An 18,078-nucleotide genomic window follows, 5' to 3' on the forward strand; every position below is an offset into this window, starting at 1 on the left:
TCGGCACGAGGCACCGTTTCCCGCACGACACATCACGTTCCGCACGAGACATCACGCGTAGCGTGTCGCTTCGTTCGGGATGCGGTGTTTCGGAGCGGCGGAATGCTGCTAATCGGAGATCTCCCGATCATCGGCATGCCGCGCGAGCGATCGCCCGTACCGCTCGGTGAGCTGCACCATCACGTCCGGCGTGTCGCGGTCGACGCCGAACACGTAGCCGGGGAAGTCGAGCTCGCGCTGCGCCGCCGCGATCTCCTCGTGCCGGTCCGGCGAGAGCACCTGCACCGGGTCGCCGACCGCCACCCAGCCGATCGGCACGACGGCGTCCTCGGGCAGCACCGTCCGCAGGTGCACGACCGCGTTGATCCGCACCTCCGCGCGATCCCCGATATGCGCCCCGTTGAACACCCGCGTTCCGGTGGCGAGGAACACCTCGTCGCCGATGACCGCCCCGGAGACCGATGCCCCCGGGCCGATGAGCACGTGGTCGCCGATGTGCACGGGATTCGCCGAACTCGCGCGCACGATCGCGTTCTCCATCACGATGACGTTGTCGCCGAGCGTGATCGGCCCGCCCTCCGCGGTGATCACGGCGCCGTGCAGCACCTGGCAGTCGGCGCCCATCCGCACGTCGCCGGAGACCACGGCGGTGGGAGCGATGACGGCGGTGGCATGGATCCGGGGCCGAGCCCCGAGATGCTCGTACAACATGACGTCAGACTAGCCGCCCGGATGCGGGCGCGCGCAGCATCCGGTTCGCTGACGTCGGCATTTCCGGATGCCGCGACGATCCCCGAGCTACTCGGCCTTGACCGGTTCGGGGAAGATCGCCGTGAACAGCTGGCCGACCCAGGTCAGCAGCTCCGCATCGGCGAGGGGCTCGACACCGACCCCGATCGGCGAGGCGATCGTGGGCATCGGCACGACCAGGGCCTCTCCCCCGGCGACCAGCTTCGCCTTCGGGTAGAGGCGTTGCAGCCGCACCTTCATCGAGTCCTCGAGGTGAGCGGGGGCGATGCGCAGGTTCGAGCCCATCACCACGACGTCGGTCAGCCCCACTCGAGCCGCGCGGCGTCGCAGGCGCGCGACGGCGAGCAGGCCCTCGACCTCGGCCGGCGGTGCGCCGTAGCGGTCGGTGAGTTCTTCGACGACCAGGTCGATCGCGTCGTCCTTCGCGGTCGCCGTGGATGCGGCGGAGAGCTTCTGGTAGGCCTCCAACCGCAGGCGCTCGCTGTCGATGTAGTCCTCAGGGATGCGAGCGTCCAGCGGCAGCTCGAGACGCAGCTCGGCTCCCGTCTCGACCTCGTCGCCGCGGAAGGTCGCCACCGCCTCGCCGATCATCCGCAGATACAGGTCGAAGCCGACGCCGGCGATGTGTCCGGCCTGCTGCGCACCGAGGAGGTTGCCCGCGCCGCGGAGCTCGAGGTCCTTCAGGGCCACCTGCATGCCGGAGCCGAGGTCGTTGTTCACCGCGATCGTCTGCAGCCGGTCGGCGGCTGTCTCGGAGAGGGGCTTCATCTCGTCGTAGAGGAAGTAGGCGTAGGCCCGCTCGCGTCCTCTGCCGACGCGACCGCGCAGCTGATGCAGCTGCGACAGTCCGTACTTGTCGGCCCTGTCGATGATGATCGTGTTCGCGTTCGAGATGTCGAGGCCGGTCTCGATGATCGTCGTGCAGACGAGCACGTCGAACTTCCGCTCCCAGAAGTCGTCGACGACCTGCTCCAGCTGGTGCTCGCCCAGCTGCCCGTGGGCGACGGCGATCCGTGCTTCCGGTACCAGCTCGGCAAGCTGTGCGGCGACCCGCTGGATCGACTGCACGCGGTTGTGCACGAAGAAGATCTGGCCCTCGCGGAGGATCTCGCGGCGGATGGCCGCCGTGATCTGCTTGTCGCTGCGCGGCCCGACGAACGAGAGGATCGGATGCCGGTCTTCCGGCGGCGTCTGCAGGGTCGACATCTCGCGGATGCCGGTGACCGCCATCTCGAGCGTCCTGGGGATCGGCGTGGCGCTCATCGCGAGGATGTCGACGTTGGTCTTCATCTTCTTCAGCGCGTCCTTGTGCTCGACGCCGAACCGCTGCTCCTCATCGATGATCATCAGCCCCAGATCCTTGAAGATGATCTGGTCCGTGAGGATGCGGTGCGTGCCGATGACCATGTCGATCGAACCGTCGAGCAGACCCTGGAGGGTGAGCCTCGCCTCCTTGTCGGACTGGAACCGGGACAGCGGGCGCACCTTCACCGGGAATCCGGCGAAGCGCTCGGTGAACGTCTCCAGGTGCTGCTTGACCAGCAGGGTCGTCGGCACGAGCATCGCGACCTGCTTGCCGTCCTGTATCGCCTTGAAGGCGGCACGAACCGCGACCTCGGTCTTGCCGAAGCCGACATCGCCCGAGAGCAGCCGGTCCATCGGGATCGGCCGCTCCATGTCGGCCTTGATCTCGTCGATGGTCTGCAGCTGATCGGGCGTCTCTGCGAACGGGAACGCCTCCTCCAGTTCGCGCTGCCAGGGGGTGTCCGGTCCGAACGCATAGCCCTTCGCGCTCATCCGCGCCGAGTACAGCTTCACCAGCTCGACGGCGATGTCGCGGACCGCCTTGCGCGCCTTGCCCTTCGCCTGAGCCCAGTCGCTGCCGCCCATCTTCGACAGAGTCGGCGCTTCGCCGCCGACGTACTTCGACAGCAGATCGAGCTGGTCTGTCGGGACGAACAGCTTGTCGCCCGGGTACCCGCGACGGGACGGCGCGTACTCCAGCACGAGGTAGTCGCGGACCGACTTGGTCGCGTTGCGCCCGCCGGTGGACACCTCGCGTTTGGTCATCTCCACGAAGCGTCCGATGCCGTGGGTGGCATGCACGACGTGATCGCCGTTCTTCAGCTGCAGCGGGTCGACGACGTTCTTGCGGCGGGAAGCGAGCTTCTTGACGACACGCTGGTCGCCGCCGATCGTGCGCCCGTAGAACTCGTTGTCGGTGAGGACGGCGAGCTTCGCCTGCGGAATCTGGAAGCCGGCCTCGACCGATCCGGTGACGAGGGACGCGATCCCGGCATCCGGAATCGAGCTCAGATCTTCCACCACTCGGGCGGCGATCCCCCGATCGGCGAGCACGTCGCGGGCGCGGTCCACGAGGCCGTGACCTGCGGCGATGACGACCACGCGCCAGCCGTCGCCCACCAGCGTCTGCACGAAGTCGATCGCGCCGTCGACGTTGCCGTGGAAGGAGGGGATGACGGCTGCGGCGAGATTCGCCGCATCGTCGTCGCCCTCGCCCAGGCCGACGCCGAACGGGCTGAGCCGCCACCAGACGCCGCCGCGATCTCGGACGACCTCGCGCAGCTGCGCGACGGTGAGGAAGTCACCGGCACCCAGGTCGATCGGGGCGGATGCTCCGGAGGTCGCCGCGCTCCAGGCGGCGTCGAGGAACTCGCGGTTGGTGTCGCCCAGGATGATCGCTCGTGCGGTCGAGCGTTCCGGGTCGACGATCGCCGTGGCGCTTCCCGCGGGAAGGTACTCGGCGAGCGACTTCAGCGGTCCCGAGACGGCGGGCAGGAGCGACTCCATGCCCTCGACCGGGATGCCCTCAGCCATCTTCTCCAGCATCCCGGCGATGGCGGGGAAACCGCCGATGAGGGCGCGCGCTCGGTCGCGGACGTCGGCGGTGAGCAGCAGCTCGCGGCTGGGCGGCAGATCGACCCCGTCGACATCACCGGGCAGGGAGCGCTGGTCGGCGACGGAGAAGGCGCGGATCTGGTCGATCTCGTCGCCGAAGAACTCGACACGGAACGGATGCTCCGACGTCGGAGGGAACACATCGAGGATGCCGCCGCGCACCGCGAACTCGCCGCGCCGGGAGACCATGTCGACACGGGAGTAGGCGCGCTCGACGAGTTGTTCGGCGACGACGTCGAGGTCGTTGCCGCGCGAGCTCGTGCGGAGTTCGAGCGGGGCGATCTCGCCGAGGTTCCCGGCGATCGGCTGCAGGGCCGCCCGTACCGAGGCGACGACGATGAGGGGATGCTCCCCGGACCAGTCCGCGATGCGGCGGAGGGTCTGCAGACGCTGGCCGACCGTGTCGGGGCTCGGACTCAGGCGCTCGTGGGGCAGGGTCTCCCATGCCGGGAACGTGAGCACATCGGCATCCGGCATGTAGGCGCCGAGCGCCAGGGCGAGCGTCTCCGCACGCCGGCCGGTCGGGGCGACGGCGAGCAGTGCCGCCGGGTGACCCGCATCGCGTCGCCGCTGCAGGAGCCCGGCGAGCGCCGGCGCGTCCAATCCGTCGACGAGACCGAGGTCTGCATCGGTCTGCGCCCAGGTGAGGGCGTCACGATAAAGGGTCGCCTCTTCCAAGGCGCGCAGAATCCCCGAAACAGTCACCGCACAAGCCTAGGCGGTCCCTCCGACACTGCGCGGCGGACCATAGGATGCCGGAATGGAACCGGTCATCCTCACCACTGAACGTCTCGTGCTGCGCGCGCCCGGCGAGGCGGACGTCGACGCGATCGTGCAGGCATGCCAGGATCCGGAGATCCCGCGGTACACACCGGTGCCGAGTCCCTATCGACGCGAAGACGGCGAAGGCTATGTGAAGCTCATCGGCGAATGGTGGGCCGAGGGCAGCCAGACGATCTGGTGCGCGTACCGAGACGGTGAGCTGGTGGCGTCGATCGGCCTGCACCGCATCGTCGAGCACGTGACGGGCGGCCACGCCGAGCTCGGGTACTGGGTGGCAGCGCCCGCTCGGGGCAACGGCTATCTCGTCGAGGCGGCGCGCGCGGTCATCGACTGGGGCTTCGCCGAACTCGGACTCGCGCGCATCCGCTGGCAGGCGGTCGTCGGCAACGTGCCCTCGGCCCGCGCCGCCCGCACCCTCGGGTTCCGCTACGAAGGGCTGCAGCGCCAGGCCCTCACGAGTCCGCGCGGACGCGACGACGGCTGGATGGCCGGGCTGCTCGCGACGGACGACCGGACGCCGGTGGAGTGGCCCATCCTCTGAGGCGGCGATCCCGGGGTGACAGCGTCGGACGCCGGTGACAGGATGATTCCATGCCGGAGATGCCGGAGGTCCAAGGGCTCGTCGCCTTCCTCGGCGAGCGCGCCGTCGGCCGGACGATCACCCGCGCGACTGTGTCCGCGATCTCCGCTCTGAAGACCTACGATCCGCCGATCACGGCGCTGCAGGAAGCCGCGATCACCGCATCAGCTCGCCGGGGCAAGTTCATCGTGCTCTCCTGCGGCGATGAATTGCACCTCGCCTTCCACCTGGCCAAGGCCGGCTGGCTGCGCTGGTACGACGCCCTACCGGCCACACTGATCAGACCGGGGAAGTCGCCCATCGCTTTGCGTGTCGCCCTTGACGACGGCAGCGGCTTCGACCTCACCGAGGCGGGCACGAAGAAGTCGCTCGCCGTCTACGTGGTGCGCGATCCGCAAGATGTACCGGGGATCGCCCGGCTGGGGCCGGACCCGCTGGACCCGCACTTCACCCGCGACGTCTTCGCAGGACTCCTCGAGGGGCGGCGGATGCAGATCAAGGGATTGCTGCGCGACCAGGCGGTGATCGCCGGCATCGGCAACGCCTACTCCGACGAGATCCTGCACGCCGCCCGCATGTCTCCGTATGCCGCCTCCGGAAAACTCGGCGCCGAAGAGATCGACCGGCTCTTCGAGGCGATGCAGTCGACGCTGCGCGACGCCGTGGCAGAAGCATCCGGAAAGCCGCCGGCAGATCTGAAGGATGCCAAACGCCGAGGCATGCAGGTGCACGCCCGCCGAGGCGAGGCCTGTCCCGTCTGCGGAGACACCGTGCGCAGCGTGTTCTTCGCCGATCGCTCGCTCGAGTACTGCCCCACCTGCCAGACCGGCGGCAAGCCGCTGGCCGACCGGCGGCTGTCGCGTCTGCTGAAATGACCACGACACCGGGAATGAAATCCATTCAGACGCGTTGACTACACTCAGAGCAACAACGTGCTCCGGGGTCGGTGAGAATCCGAACCGGCGGTGACAGTCCGCGAGCGCCCAGGGAAACCGAGGCGTTGACCCGGTGAAATTCCGGGACCGACGGTGATGCGAGGGAAACCCTCGCTAGTCCGGATGGGAGGCAGCACGAGGCGCAAGCGCGTCTTCTGCCACCCCCGGAGCCTCAGAGAAGGACAACGGATGGCAGTGAACGAGGCGGAGCGCAGCGCGATGCGTCGTGCGCTCGAACTCGCATCCCTCGGCCCCCGCGGCGTGAACCCGCAGGTCGGCGCCGTCATCCTCTCCCCCACCGGCGAGGTCCTCGCCGAGGGGTGGCATCACGGTGCCGGCACGCCGCACGCCGAGGTGGATGCCCTCTCCCAGCTGGCCCCCGGTGCCGCGCGAGGCGCGACCGCCGTCGTCACACTCGAGCCGTGCAATCACACGGGACGCACCGGCCCGTGCGCCGTCGCTCTCATCGAGGCCGGTGTCTCCCGTGTCGTCTTCGCGCTCGACGATCCCGGAGCCGTCTCCGGCGGAGGCGCCGAGCGGCTCCGCGATGCGGGAGTCGGCGTCGAAGCCGGTGAACAGGCGGATGCCGCGCGCGCACTCATCGGCGGATGGCTGGCCGCTCTGCGCCTCGGCCGCCCGCACATCACCGTGAAATGGGCGCAGAGCCTCGACGGGCGCGCCGCAGCCGCGGACGGTTCGAGCCAGTGGATCACGGGGCACCCCGCCCGCGCAGACGTCCATCGCCGGCGCGCGCAGGCCGATGCGATCGCCGTCGGCACCGGCACCGTCCTCTCCGACGACCCCGCACTCACCGCTCGCGACGGCGATGAACTGCACCCGCGCCAGCCGGTTCCGGTCGTCATCGGTGCTCGCGCCACACCATCCGACGCCGCCGTGCGCCGCCACCCGCGGGCGGCGCTCTTCTACGACACCAGGGATCTGCACGCCGTCGTCGCGGATCTGCACGCCCGCGGCATCCAGAGCGTGTTCGTCGAAGGCGGGCCCACGCTCGCCAGCGCGTTCATCGCGGCCGGCCTGGTCGATCGGGTGCTCGTGTACCTCGCACCGGTGCTGCTCGGCGGCGAGCGCCTCGCCCTCACCGACATCGCTGTACCGACGATCGCCGAGGCCCGACGCCTGACGATCGAGGAATGGGTGCCGCTGGGGGCCGACCTGCTCGCGGTCGGTCACCCTACCTCCGTAAACGAGAACGACGACGAGAACGAAGGAGCCGGCTGATGTTCACCGGAATCATCGAGGAGATCGGCGAGATCACCGCCATCGTGCCGGCCGGCGATGGCTGGCGATTGACCGTGCGCGCTCCGAAAGCGGCATCCGACGCGGTGCACGGCGAATCGATCGCCGTCTCGGGCGTGTGCCTGACCGTGGTCGGATCGACGGCAGACACCTTCGACACCGATGTGATGAAGCAGACTCTCGACGTCGCCGCGATCGGCGGTGCCACGGTCGGGACCCGCGTGAACATCGAGAAGGCGATGCCGGTCGGTGCACGCCTCGGCGGGCATATCGTTCAGGGCCACGTCGACGGCGTCGGCACGGTGCTGGAGGTACGGCCGGGTGCGCAGTGGAGCGTGCTGCGGATCAGCCTCCCCTCCGACCTCGCGCCCCTGGTCGTCGACAAGGGTTCCATCTCCGTGGACGGTACGTCCCTCACCGTGAGTGCGGTCAGCGCCCCTCGGGCGGCGGAGGCCTGGTTCGAGGTCTCCCTCATTCCCGAGACCCTCGCGGCGACCACGCTCGGCGCTCGCGTCGTCGGCGACCGCGTCAATCTCGAAACCGACATCCTCGCCCGGCACGTCGAGCGCCTGCTCGCCTTCCGGTCTGGACAGGAAGGGGGCTCGCGATGAGCCTTGCCACCATCCCCGAGGCGCTCGACGCCCTGCGCGCCGGACGCCCCGTCCTCGTCGCCGACGACGAGAACCGTGAGAACGAGGGCGACGTCATCCTCTCCGCCGAGCTCGCCACCCCGGAATGGGTGGCGTGGACGGTGCGCTGGTCGTCCGGCTTCATCTGCGCGCCGATGCCCGCCGACCTGGCCGACAGCCTGAACCTGCAGCCCATGGTGGAGTCCAATGAAGACGCCCGCTCCACCGCGTACACGGTGAGCGTGGATGCGGCGGAGGGCGTGACCACCGGCATCAGCGCCGCGGACCGCGCACACACACTGAACGTACTCGCGAATCCGGCGTCGACGCCGACCAGCATCATCCGCCCCGGTCATGTCCTGCCGCTGCGCGCCGTCGACGGCGGCGTGCGCGAACGCAGCGGTCACACCGAAGCAGCGGTCGAGCTCATGCGCCTGGCGGGCCTGCGCCCGGTCGGCGCCATCGCCGAGGTCGTCGCCGAAGACGGCAGCATGATGCGGATGCCGGGTCTGATCGAGCTCGGCGAGCGCGACGGCATCCCGGTGATCACCATCGAGCAGCTGATCGCGTACCTCAACGAGCACGACCCGCGCGATGAGCTGGCGAGCACCCACAGGAGCCGCCGCGTGAGCCTCCGCGCCGACGCCACGGTTCCGACGATGCACGGCACCTTCCGCTTCCTCGCCTACAAGGACCGCGTGACCGGCACCGACCACCTCGCGGTCGTCTCGGGCGAGCCGACGGAGACGGCGCTGGTGCGCGTGCACTCCGAATGCCTGACCGGCGAGGCCTTCGGTTCCCTCAAGTGCGAGTGCGGCCCGCAGCTCGAAGCGGCGCTCGACGAGATCGAAGAGCACGGCGGCGTCGTCATCTACATGCGCGGCCACGAAGGGCGCGGCATCGGCCTCATCAACAAACTGCGCGCGTACAGCCTGCAGGAGGAGGGGCTCGACACCGTCGATGCGAACCTGGCGCTCGGTCTGCCTGCGGACGCCCGCGAATACGCGGCCGCAGCCGGCATCCTCAGCGACCTCGGCATCTCGAAGGTGCGCCTGCTGACGAACAACACCGACAAGGTCATGCAGCTGCGCGAGCTCGGACTCGATGTCATCGAGCAGGTGCCGCTGATCGTCGGCGTCGGCCCGAACAACCACCAGTACCTCGAGACCAAGCGCGACCGCATGGGTCACATCATCGGCGAAGCGGAGCTGGCAGAGGCTCTCGCGAACGGAAAGGGCGAGTAATGAGCGGCGCAGGAGCACCGACCAGCGGAACCATCGACGGGCGCGGCCTGAACGTCGTCATCATCGCCGGCACCTGGCACGAGGTCATCAGCGACGGCCTCATCGCGGGAGCCGAGCGCGTGCTGGACGCCGCCCAGGCGGCTCACCGCCTGGTGCGGGTGCCGGGATCCTTCGAACTGGCCGTCGCCGCACAGGCCGCCTTCGCCGGCGGAGCCGACGCGGTCGTCGCGCTCGGCGTCATCATCCGCGGGGGCACACCGCACTTCGAGTACGTATCGGCGGCGACCACCGACGGGCTCACCCGGGTGTCACTGGACGCCGGCAAGCCCGTGGGCTTCGGTGTGCTGACCCTCGACGACGAGAAGCAGGGGCTCGACAGGGCCGGTCTCGAGGGCTCGAAAGAGGACAAAGGTGCCGAGGCTGCGGATGCGGCGCTGCGCACGGCCCTCGTCATCCGGGATCTGCGCGGCTGAATCTGAGGCTTGCCTATCTGGCGACCGGTGCGGCCGCTGCCGTACGGTGAGGGCATGGAGACCCTGCGCCTGATCGTCCTGCTCGTCCACCTCATCGGATTCGCCGTGCTCTTCGGCTCCTGGGCCGTGCAGGCCTTCGGAGGCCAGAGGCAGTTCGGCAAGATCATGGAGTACGGGCTCCTGATCGCCGGAGTGGCCGGGCTGGTGCTCGCAGCGCCGTGGGGTCTGCCGGAAGGCGCCGAGATGAACTACGTGAAGATCGGCACCAAGCTCGTCGTGCTGGTCGCCATCGGCGCCCTGGTCGGATCCGGGTTGGGGCGGCAGAAGCGCGGAGCATCCGTCCCGTCCGCGGTGTTCTGGCTCGTCGGCATCCTCACGGTGACGAACGCCGCCATCGCTCTGCTCTGGCGCTGACCCTCAGCGCGTCCGCGGCGGAGCCGTACTGCTGCGGATGATGAGTTCTGTGCCCACGAGCGGCGTCCGCAACCGGTCACCGCTGTCGAGTTCGCTCAGCAGTGCATCGACGGCCAGCGCGCCCACGCGCTCGGGGTGCTGCTGCACGGTCGTCAGCGGCGGCCAGAGCTGCGCGGCATCCGGCAGCCCGTCGAAACCGACGATGCTGACGTCGCCGGGCACTTCGAGCCCGGCCTCGCGGAAGGCCCGCAGCACGCCGATCGCCATCTGGTCGTTGGCGGCGAACACGGCCGTCACCGCGTCGATCTCGCACAGACGCACTCCGGCCTCGTAACCCGACGCCGCGCTCCAGTCGCCCGGTATCGGCTCCGGGACGACCCGGCCGCGGGACTCGAGAGTGGTGCGCCAGGCGTCTCGCCGGCGCTCGGCGGAGTACGACTTCGCCGGCCCCGCGACGTGCCACACCGTGCTGTGCCCGAGGTCGAGCAGATGCTCGGTCGCGAGCGTGGCCCCCTGAGCCTGGTCGGTGTCGACGAACGGCAGCTCGGTGCCCCGGTTGGAGTCGACGAACACGACCGGCAGGGTGTCCGGGATCTCCACCTCCGCCTCGTCGAGCTGATGCGCCTCGATCACGATGATGACGCCGTCGACCGCGTGCTCCTCCAGGCGCCGGAACGCGCCGACGACGGTCTCGGTCGCACTCGACTCGACCGGGATGAGGGTGAGCGCGTACCCCATCTGGGAGGCGCGCACGGCGATCGCGTCGAGAGTGCGCTGATTCCCGTAGGAGCTGAACGAGAACATGACGACGCCGATGGTGCGGAATCGGCCGGAGCGCAGGGCCCTGGCCGCGCTGTTCGGGCGATAGCCCAGACTCTGCATCGCGGCCTCGACACGGACTCTGGTCGTCGCCCCGACGTAGCCCCGGGCGTTGACGACACGCGAGACGGTCTGCCCTGAGACGCCCGCCTCGCGGGCGACATCCTCCATCGAGGGCTCACGACGGCGGGGCGAAGGCTCTGACGGCTGCTCCAAGGTCACGATCGACCATCCATTCATGTGTTGACGTTGACACACTAGCAGCGCATCGCATATGTTGACGTTGACACACAGCACGCCCCCGTCCCGATCTGGAGAAGGTCTCGTCGATGACGACCGCTAGCAACGCCGCTCTCAGAGCACCCGGCACCCGACGCCACGACCGGCCCGACTGGAAGGGATGGGCCTTCGTCGGCCCGTTCATGGTCGTGTTCGCACTGGTGTTCCTCACCCCTCTCGCGTACGCGCTCTATCTGAGCTTCTTCCAGGAGAAGCTCATCGGCGGCACCGCTTTCGTCGGGCTCGACAACTACGTCCGCGCGCTCACCGATCCGCAGTTCTGGGAGGCCTTCGGCCGCGTCCTGCTGTTCCTGGTCGTGCAGGTCCCGATCATGCTCGCCCTCGCGCTCGGCGCAGCGCTCGCGCTCGACAGCGCGCGCCTGCGCGGCGCCTCGTTCTTCCGCATCCTGATCTTCCTGCCGTACGCGGTCCCGGCCGTCGTCGCCGTCCTCATGTGGGGCTACATCTACGGCGACCAGTTCGGGCTGACGAGCAACATCAACGACTTCCTCGGCTTCCAGGCGATCACCCCGTTCGCCAAGGAGTGGATGCTGCTCTCGATCGGCAACATCGTGACCTGGGAGTTCGTCGGCTACAACATGCTGATCTTCTACTCCTCGCTGAAGTCCATCCCCAACGACATGTACGAGGCGGCGTCCCTCGACGGCGCCGGCGCCTGGCGGACGATCTTCTCGATCAAGATCCCCTCGGTCCGCGGTGCGCTGGTGATCGCGACGATCTTCTCGATCATCGGCAGCTTCCAGCTCTTCAACGAGCCGAACATCCTGCGCCCGCTCGCCCCGAACGTGATCACGACGTTCTTCACCCCGAACATGTACGCATACAACCTCTCGTTCGCCGGACAGCAGTTCAACTACGCCGCGACGATCGCCATCATCATGGGCCTCATCACGGCCGTGATCGCCTATGTCGTGCAGCTGCGCGGCTCGAAGTCGGAGGTGCGCTGACATGGCGCTGCCCCTCGCCCGCTCCGCCCGGAAGCGCCACGACCCGCTCAACCCGCGCAAGTCGAAGACGCTCCTCATCGTCATGGTCGTCTACGCGCTGTACACGCTGGTGCCCCTCGTCTGGCTCCTGTTCAGCGCGACCAAGACCCAGTCGGGACTGTTCAGCTCCTTCGGACTGTGGTTCGCCGACGACTTCGCGTTCTTCGACAACCTGACGGCGACCTTCGCGTATCGCGACGGCATCTTCCTGCGCTGGCTCGGCAACACGCTGCTGTACGTGGTCGTCGGCGCCGGAGGCGCCACCCTGCTCGCGACGATGGCCGGCTACGGTCTCGCGAAGTTCCGCTTCCCCGGGCGCCGCGCCGTCTTCGCGGTCGTGCTCGGTGCCGTCGCCGTTCCCGGCACTGCCCTCGCTGTGCCGACGTTCCTGCTGTTCAGCGAACTGGGCCTCACCAACACTCCGTGGGCCGTGATCATCCCGTCCCTGATCAGCCCGTTCGGTCTCTACCTGATCTGGGTGTTCGCCACCGAGTCCATCCCGACCGAACTGCTCGAAGCCGCGCGCATCGACGGCGCCGGTGAGTTCCGCACCTTCTTCACGATCTCGATGCGGCTGCTGGCGCCCGGCATCGTGACCGTCGCGCTGTTCACCGTCGTGGCGACGTGGAACAACTACTTCCTGCCCCTGATCATGCTCTCCGACCCCGCCTGGTACCCGCTCACGGTGGGCCTGAACCAGTGGAGCGCTCAGGCGATCGGCGCTGGTTCCCAGCCGATCTACAACCTCGTGATCATGGGCTCGCTGCTCACGATCATCCCCATCGTCATCGCCTTCCTGCTTCTGCAGCGGTTCTGGCAGTCGGGGCTCACCGCGGGAAGCGTCAAGCAGTAACTCCTCGCACCACCTGCATCACAACGTCGGCTCGATGCTGGGCCGCACCCTCCCGAAAGGACACAGCAATGAAGCACCTTCCCTCCCCCGCCGGGCGGCGCGCCATCATGGCGCTCGCGGCAGGCACCGTGGCAGCCCTGGCCCTGGCCGGCTGCAGCACCGGCGATTCCGGCTCCGGCGGCGCCGGCAGCGGCGACGGTACCTTCGACTCGGTCGAGGCCGCACTCGAGAAGGGCGGCGAGATCACGTACTGGTCGTGGACGCCTTCCGCCGAGGCGCAGGTCGAGGCGTTCCAGAAGGAGTACCCGAACGTCAAGGTCAACCTGGTCAACGCCGGGACCAACAACGAGGAGTACACCAAGCTGCAGAACGCGATCAAGGCCGGCTCCGGCGCGCCCGACGTCGTGCAGGTGGAGTACTACGCCCTCCCGCAGTTCGCGCTGACCGACGCGTTCGTCGATCTGTCGCAGTACGGCTTCGCCGACTTCGAGGACGACTACACGGCATCCACCTGGAACTCCGTCACCGACGGCGACGCGATCTACGGCCTTCCGCAGGACTCAGGGCCCATGGCGCTGTTCTACAACAAGACCGTCTTCGACGCCGCCGGCGTGGCCGTGCCCGCGACGTGGGACGAGTACTACGAAGCGGCCAAGGCGATCCACGCCGCCAACCCGAACGCCTACATCACCAACGACACCGGCGACGCCGGGTTCGCGACGTCGATGATCTGGCAGGCCGGCGGCAAGCCGTTCAGCACCTCGGGAACCGACGTCACGATCGACCTGCAGGACGACGGCTCGAAGAAGTGGACCGAGAACTGGAACCGCCTCGTCGAGGAGGACCTGCTGGCTCCCTACTCCAGCTGGAGCGACGAGTGGTTCCGTGCCCTCGGCGACGGCAGCCTCGCGACCCTCGTGATCGGTGCGTGGATGCCCGGCAACCTGATCTCGGGCGCACCCGACGGCGCCGGTGACTGGCGCGTCGCCCCGATGCCGACCTACGACGGCTCCCCCGCCAGCGCCGAGAACGGCGGAGGCGGCCAGGCCGTGACGACGCAGAGCAAGAACCCCGCACTCGCGGCGGGCTTCCTGTGGTGGCTGAACAACTCCGAGGACAGCATCTCGATCTTCCTCGAGTCGGGCGGGTTCCCCTCCACCACGGCCCAGCTGTCCAGCGAGGAGTTCCTCGCGGACGCGCCGGAGTACTTCGGCGGTCAGAAGATCAACGAGGTGCTCGCCGCAGCGGCGGATGACGTCGTCGAGGGCTGGAGCTACCTGCCCTACCAGGTGTACGCGAACAGCATCTTCGGCGACACCGTCGGCCAGGCGTACCAGAACGGCACCGACCTGAACGAGGGACTCTCGGCCTGGCAGGACTCGCTCGTCGAGTACGGCAACGCGCAGGGCTTCGCCGTCAACAAGTAATGGCTGTCGAGCCGGGCGGGGTCAGACCCCGCCCGGCTCGCTTCACCGAAAGCAATTCGATCGTGACTTCCTTCTCCATCGGCCAGACCGACTTCCTCCGCGACGGCCGTCCGCACCGGGTGATCTCCGGCGCCATCCACTACTTCCGCGTGCACCCGGAGCAGTGGCAGGATCGCATCGACAAGGCCCGCATGATGGGCCTGAACACGATCGAGACGTATGTCGCCTGGAACGCGCACGAACCACGTCGCGGAGAGTGGGATGCCACGGGGTGGAACGACCTCGGGCGCTTCCTCGATCTGGTGGCGGATGCCGGCATGGATGCGATCGTGCGCCCCGGCCCCTACATCTGCGCGGAGTGGCACAACGGCGGCCTGCCCGTCTGGCTCACCGGCGATGACCGCGCACTGCGCTCGTCAGAGCCGTCGTTCCTCGCCGACGTCTCGGGCTACCTACGCCGGGTGTACGACATCGTCGCGCCGCGGCAGATCGACCGGGGCGGCCCCGTCGTGCTCGTGCAGATCGAGAACGAGTACGGTGCGTACGGTGCCGACAAGGCGTACCTCGAGGAACTGGTGCGGGTGACGCGGGATGCCGGGATCACCGTGCCGCTCACCACGGTCGATCAGCCGACCGATCAGATGCTCGCCGACGGCAGCCTGCCCACGCTGCACAAGACCGGGTCGTTCGGCTCCCGCAGTGCCGAACGGCTCGCCACCCTGCGCCGGCACCAGCCGACCGGGCCGCTGATGTGCTCGGAGTTCTGGGACGGCTGGTTCGACTGGTGGGGCGGCGTGCATCACACGACCGAGGTGGATGCCGCGGCATCCGACCTCGACGAGCTGCTGGCCGCCGGCGCATCCGTCAACATCTACATGTTCCACGGCGGCACGAACTTCGGCCTGACCAACGGCGCGAACGACAAGGGCCGGTACCTGCCCATCACCACCTCGTACGACTACGACGCCCCGCTGGACGAGGCCGGCAACCCCACGGCCAAGTTCTTCGCCTTCCGCGACGTCATCGCGAAGTACGCCCCTGTGCCCGAGGAACAGCCCGCGCTGCGCACCGAGGCGCCGAGCTTCGCGGCCCCGCTCTCACCGGCAGGGGCATGGGTGGATGCTGCGGCACCTGCATCCTCCTCCCCGCACCCGCTGACCTTCGACGACCTCGAGCACCGCAGCGCGCTGGTGCGCTACGACGTCGACCTCCCCGATGCCACCGGCGGCCTGCTCGTCATCGAGGAGGTGCGCGACCTCGCCTGGGTGAGCGTCGACGGGACCCCTGTCGGCACGCTCTCGCGCACCCGTCATGACCGCGTGATCGAGATCCCGGCCGGCCGCACGCTCAGCATCCTCGTGGAGGATCAGGGTCGCGTGAACTACGATCGTCGCCTCGGTGAGGAGAAGGGGCTGATCGGCGTGCCGACGCTCGACGGCGCGCCGCTGACCGGGTGGCGTTCGACTCCGCTCGACGTCGCGGCGATCGCCGCTTCAGTCGGCGAACGGATCGACGCGGCGGCGCCCGGGCCGTCGGCCTGGGTCGGCGCGTTCACGCTGGAGACGCCGCAGGACCTGTTCCTCGACACCGCCGACTGGAGCAAGGGCTACGCGTTCGTCAACGGCTTCTTCCTCGGCCGCTACTGGCGCAACGGACCGCAGCGCACGATGTACGTTCCCGCACCGGCCACGCATGCCGGCGAGAACCGGATCGTCGTGTTGGAGCTGGAGCGCCTCCTCGCGCCGATCGCTGCTTTCGTGGGCGGACCGTCGCTCGGCGACACGGCGGAATGACGCGCGACGATTCACACAGCGAACGTTCAGGAAGGCGTAAACTCCCACGTGCTCCGCTCGGAGCGATGATCGAAGGAGCACCTTGAGTACTGCAACAGCGCCCGCGAATCCGCGCTCGCGTGTCATCACCGCGAGCCTGGTCGGCACGACCATCGAGTTCTACGACTTCTACGCGTATGCGACCGCAGCCGTACTCGTGTTCCCGGTGCTGTTCTTCCCCACCGGGAACGACACCACGTCGCTGCTGTCGTCCTTCGCCGTCTTCGGCGCGGCCATGGTCGCCCGCCCCATCGGCGCCGTCGTGTTCGGGCACTTCGGTGACAAGTTCGGCCGGAAGGCGACGCTCGTCGCCTCGCTGCTGACGATGGGCATCGCGACCTTCATCATCGGACTGCTCCCGACGTTCCAGCAGATCGGCTGGTGGGCGGCGCTCCTGCTGCTGATCCTGCGCCTGGCGCAGGGCTTCGCCCTCGGCGGCGAGTGGTCGGGCGCCGCACTGGTCGCCACCGAGAACGCACCGAAGGGCAAGCGCGCCTGGTACGGCACGTTCCCGCAGCTCGGCGCTCCCCTCGGCTTCATCATCGCCAACTTCCTGTTCCTCGGGATCAACTGGCTTCTACCGCACTCCGAGAATCCCGCGCTGAAGTCCGAGGCGTTCCTCTCCTGGGGCTGGCGGATCCCGTTCCTGTTCTCCGCGGTCATGGTGATCATCGGTCTCTGGGTGCGCTTGAAGCTCGTCGAATCCGAGACCTTCACGAAGGCGTCGGAGAAGGGGACGTTGCGCAAGTTGCCGCTGGCGACCGTGTTCCGTCACCACTGGAAGCAGTTGATCCTCGGCACGTTCATCATGCTCGCGACCTACGTACTGTTCTACCTGATGACGAACTTCACCCTCGCGTACGGCACCAAGGCGGCCTCGCTGGAGACGGCATCCGCCGCCGCGCAGGCCGCGGCCGAGGCGACCGGCAAGGACTTCGATGCCGCAGCGTTCGCCGCGCAGTTCTATCCGGGCCTCGGCTTCGGCTACACCGACTTCGTGCTGATGCAGATCATCGGCGTGGTGTTCTTCGGCATCTTCACGCTGCTCTCCGGTCCGATCGCGGATGCGATCGGACGGCGCAAGCTGCTGATGTGGGTCACCGGGCTGATCATCGTCTTCGGGCTGTCTTTCAACGCCTTCCTGCTTCCCGCCGTCGATCCCCAGTTCACCGGGGCGCTCGTGCAGGCGTTCCTCGTGTTCGGCTTCATGCTGATGGGCGCGACGTTCGGGCCGATGGGCGCGTTGCTGCCCGAGCTCTTCCCGACGAACGTCCGCTACTCGGGCTCGGCGATCTCATACAACGTGTCGTCGATCCTCGGCGCGGCGGTCGCTCCGCTCATCGCGCTCACGCTGTGGGAGTGGATGGACGGCGAACCGTGGCTGGTCGGCGTCTACCTCTCTGCCATGGGCGTGCTGACCTTCATCGCCCTGATCTTCACGCCGGAGACGAAGGACAGCGACTACGAGGACGACCTCGGCCTCGCCGCGGCGGTGGAGCTGTAGGCCCCGCCTCCTTCGTTCACAGAGCGCAAACGGCTGCATTCGGCGACGAAATGCAGCCGTTTGCTCTCTCCGAAGCACGTCGGGGTGCGGCCGGCGTCAATGGTTGTTGACAAACCGGACTTTGTCAACAAGTATTGACGCAAGGAGGTGCGCCATGACCATACAGACCGCGATCGCACAGGAAGACGGGGGCGAGCCCCTGGCCGAGCTGCATCGGCTCGCCGACGTCCGGAAGGAGGTCGCACGCAGCGAGGAGGCGCAGGTGCGTCGGGCGCGCAACGCCGGATACTCGTGGCAGGCGATCGCCAGCGCTCTCGGCGTGACCAAGCAGGCCGCACACCGCAAGTACGGCCGCAGCTGACCATACAGCCGA

General features: G+C 68.4%; 16 protein-coding genes and 1 riboswitch. Of the genes, 13 read left to right on the plus strand and 3 right to left on the minus strand.

From position 1 onward, the window contains the following. Nucleotides 1-108: 108 nt before the first annotated feature. Both CUR96_RS06245 and mfd read right to left on the minus strand, forming a co-directional pair. On the minus strand, nucleotides 109-711 hold the full coding sequence (locus CUR96_RS06245; RefSeq protein ID WP_102192424.1) for a gamma carbonic anhydrase family protein: 603 nt from the start codon (nucleotides 709-711) through the stop codon (nucleotides 109-111). Between the two features lie 87 nt (nucleotides 712-798). Beyond that, nucleotides 799-4,374, minus strand: a complete 3,576-nt coding sequence (gene mfd / locus CUR96_RS06250) for a transcription-repair coupling factor (RefSeq protein WP_180968960.1) — start codon at nucleotides 4,372-4,374, stop codon at nucleotides 799-801. Between the two features lie 55 nt (nucleotides 4,375-4,429). On the opposite strand from mfd, the gene CUR96_RS06255 reads away from it, so the two are divergent. The 7 genes from CUR96_RS06255 (at nucleotide 4,430) to CUR96_RS06285 (ending at nucleotide 9,984) form a co-directional block, all read left to right on the plus strand. Continuing rightward, nucleotides 4,430-4,993, plus strand: coding sequence for a GNAT family N-acetyltransferase (locus CUR96_RS06255; protein WP_102192425.1), 564 nt, complete (start codon nucleotides 4,430-4,432; stop codon nucleotides 4,991-4,993). Between the two features lie 50 nt (nucleotides 4,994-5,043). After that, complete coding sequence (locus CUR96_RS06260) at nucleotides 5,044-5,907, plus strand: Fpg/Nei family DNA glycosylase (protein WP_102192426.1); 864 nt, start codon at nucleotides 5,044-5,046, stop codon at nucleotides 5,905-5,907. Between the two features lie 54 nt (nucleotides 5,908-5,961). Then, nucleotides 5,962-6,107, plus strand: a riboswitch (FMN riboswitch). A 49-nt stretch (nucleotides 6,108-6,156) separates the two neighbouring features. Next, entirely contained in the window at nucleotides 6,157-7,206 is a 1,050-nt protein-coding gene (ribD, locus tag CUR96_RS06265; protein ID WP_102192427.1) for a bifunctional diaminohydroxyphosphoribosylaminopyrimidine deaminase/5-amino-6-(5-phosphoribosylamino)uracil reductase RibD, read from the plus strand. Further along, nucleotides 7,206-7,835: a riboflavin synthase gene (locus CUR96_RS06270; protein WP_102192428.1), complete on the plus strand. Its 630-nt coding sequence runs from the start codon at nucleotides 7,206-7,208 to the stop codon at nucleotides 7,833-7,835. Before ribD ends, CUR96_RS06270 begins: the two co-directional genes overlap by 1 nt. Beyond that, nucleotides 7,832-9,097, plus strand: coding sequence for a GTP cyclohydrolase II (gene ribA, locus CUR96_RS06275; protein WP_102192429.1), 1,266 nt, complete (start codon nucleotides 7,832-7,834; stop codon nucleotides 9,095-9,097). Before CUR96_RS06270 ends, ribA begins: the two co-directional genes overlap by 4 nt. After that, nucleotides 9,097-9,570, plus strand: coding sequence for a 6,7-dimethyl-8-ribityllumazine synthase (ribH, locus tag CUR96_RS06280; RefSeq protein WP_102192430.1), 474 nt, complete (start codon nucleotides 9,097-9,099; stop codon nucleotides 9,568-9,570). The genes ribA and ribH overlap by 1 nt, the downstream gene beginning before the upstream one ends. Nucleotides 9,571-9,624: 54 nt before the next feature. Further along, nucleotides 9,625-9,984 carry a Fe-S protein gene (locus CUR96_RS06285; protein ID WP_102192559.1) on the plus strand — a complete coding sequence of 120 codons (360 nt, stop codon included), beginning with the start codon at nucleotides 9,625-9,627 and terminating at the stop codon, nucleotides 9,982-9,984. A 3-nt stretch (nucleotides 9,985-9,987) separates the two neighbouring features. On the opposite strand, the gene CUR96_RS06290 is transcribed toward CUR96_RS06285, so the two are convergent. Beyond that, nucleotides 9,988-10,974, minus strand: coding sequence for a LacI family DNA-binding transcriptional regulator (locus CUR96_RS06290; RefSeq protein ID WP_102192431.1), 987 nt, complete (start codon nucleotides 10,972-10,974; stop codon nucleotides 9,988-9,990). A 158-nt stretch (nucleotides 10,975-11,132) separates the two neighbouring features. Between CUR96_RS06290 and CUR96_RS06295 the strand changes: the two genes are divergently transcribed. The 6 genes from CUR96_RS06295 (at nucleotide 11,133) to CUR96_RS06320 (ending at nucleotide 18,066) form a co-directional block, all read left to right on the plus strand. Further along, nucleotides 11,133-12,050, plus strand: a complete 918-nt coding sequence (locus tag CUR96_RS06295; protein ID WP_102192432.1) for a carbohydrate ABC transporter permease — start codon at nucleotides 11,133-11,135, stop codon at nucleotides 12,048-12,050. Between the two features lies 1 nt (nucleotide 12,051). Continuing rightward, the gene (locus tag CUR96_RS06300; RefSeq protein ID WP_102192433.1) at nucleotides 12,052-12,942 is read left to right on the plus strand and encodes a carbohydrate ABC transporter permease; all 891 of its coding nucleotides are present in this window, start codon (nucleotides 12,052-12,054) and stop codon (nucleotides 12,940-12,942) included. Nucleotides 12,943-13,010: 68 nt separating this feature from the next. After that, nucleotides 13,011-14,369, plus strand: a complete 1,359-nt coding sequence (locus CUR96_RS06305; RefSeq protein WP_102192434.1) for an ABC transporter substrate-binding protein — start codon at nucleotides 13,011-13,013, stop codon at nucleotides 14,367-14,369. A 62-nt stretch (nucleotides 14,370-14,431) separates the two neighbouring features. Beyond that, nucleotides 14,432-16,162, plus strand: coding sequence for a glycoside hydrolase family 35 protein (locus CUR96_RS06310; RefSeq protein WP_102192560.1), 1,731 nt, complete (start codon nucleotides 14,432-14,434; stop codon nucleotides 16,160-16,162). An 82-nt stretch (nucleotides 16,163-16,244) separates the two neighbouring features. Further along, nucleotides 16,245-17,705, plus strand: coding sequence for an MFS transporter (locus CUR96_RS06315; protein WP_102192435.1), 1,461 nt, complete (start codon nucleotides 16,245-16,247; stop codon nucleotides 17,703-17,705). A gap of 154 nt (nucleotides 17,706-17,859) precedes the next feature. Then, the gene (locus CUR96_RS06320; protein WP_102192436.1) at nucleotides 17,860-18,066 is read left to right on the plus strand and encodes a transcriptional regulator; all 207 of its coding nucleotides are present in this window, start codon (nucleotides 17,860-17,862) and stop codon (nucleotides 18,064-18,066) included. Nucleotides 18,067-18,078: the final 12 nt, after the last annotated feature.

The sequence above is a fragment of the Microbacterium aurantiacum genome (assembly GCF_002872075.1).
GTDB classification, from domain to species: domain Bacteria; phylum Actinomycetota; class Actinomycetes; order Actinomycetales; family Microbacteriaceae; genus Microbacterium; species Microbacterium aurantiacum_A.

What these genes read in the sequence shown, in the direction of transcription:
- CUR96_RS06245 (WP_102192424.1), bottom strand. Translation starts at nt 711, where the DNA reads ATGTTGTACGAGCATCTCGGGGCTCGGCCCCGGATCCATGCCACCGCC.
- CUR96_RS06255 (WP_102192425.1), top strand. Translation starts at nt 4,430, where the DNA reads ATGGAACCGGTCATCCTCACCACTGAACGTCTCGTGCTGCGCGCGCCC.
- CUR96_RS06260 (WP_102192426.1), top strand. Translation starts at nt 5,044, where the DNA reads ATGCCGGAGATGCCGGAGGTCCAAGGGCTCGTCGCCTTCCTCGGCGAG.
- ribD (WP_102192427.1), top strand. Translation starts at nt 6,157, where the DNA reads ATGGCAGTGAACGAGGCGGAGCGCAGCGCGATGCGTCGTGCGCTCGAA.
- CUR96_RS06270 (WP_102192428.1), top strand. Translation starts at nt 7,206, where the DNA reads ATGTTCACCGGAATCATCGAGGAGATCGGCGAGATCACCGCCATCGTG.
- ribA (WP_102192429.1), top strand. Translation starts at nt 7,832, where the DNA reads ATGAGCCTTGCCACCATCCCCGAGGCGCTCGACGCCCTGCGCGCCGGA.
- ribH (WP_102192430.1), top strand. Translation starts at nt 9,097, where the DNA reads ATGAGCGGCGCAGGAGCACCGACCAGCGGAACCATCGACGGGCGCGGC.
- CUR96_RS06285 (WP_102192559.1), top strand. Translation starts at nt 9,625, where the DNA reads ATGGAGACCCTGCGCCTGATCGTCCTGCTCGTCCACCTCATCGGATTC.
- CUR96_RS06290 (WP_102192431.1), bottom strand. Translation starts at nt 10,974, where the DNA reads ATGGAGGATGTCGCCCGCGAGGCGGGCGTCTCAGGGCAGACCGTCTCG.
- CUR96_RS06295 (WP_102192432.1), top strand. Translation starts at nt 11,133, where the DNA reads ATGACGACCGCTAGCAACGCCGCTCTCAGAGCACCCGGCACCCGACGC.
- CUR96_RS06300 (WP_102192433.1), top strand. Translation starts at nt 12,052, where the DNA reads ATGGCGCTGCCCCTCGCCCGCTCCGCCCGGAAGCGCCACGACCCGCTC.
- CUR96_RS06305 (WP_102192434.1), top strand. Translation starts at nt 13,011, where the DNA reads ATGAAGCACCTTCCCTCCCCCGCCGGGCGGCGCGCCATCATGGCGCTC.
- CUR96_RS06320 (WP_102192436.1), top strand. Translation starts at nt 17,860, where the DNA reads ATGACCATACAGACCGCGATCGCACAGGAAGACGGGGGCGAGCCCCTG.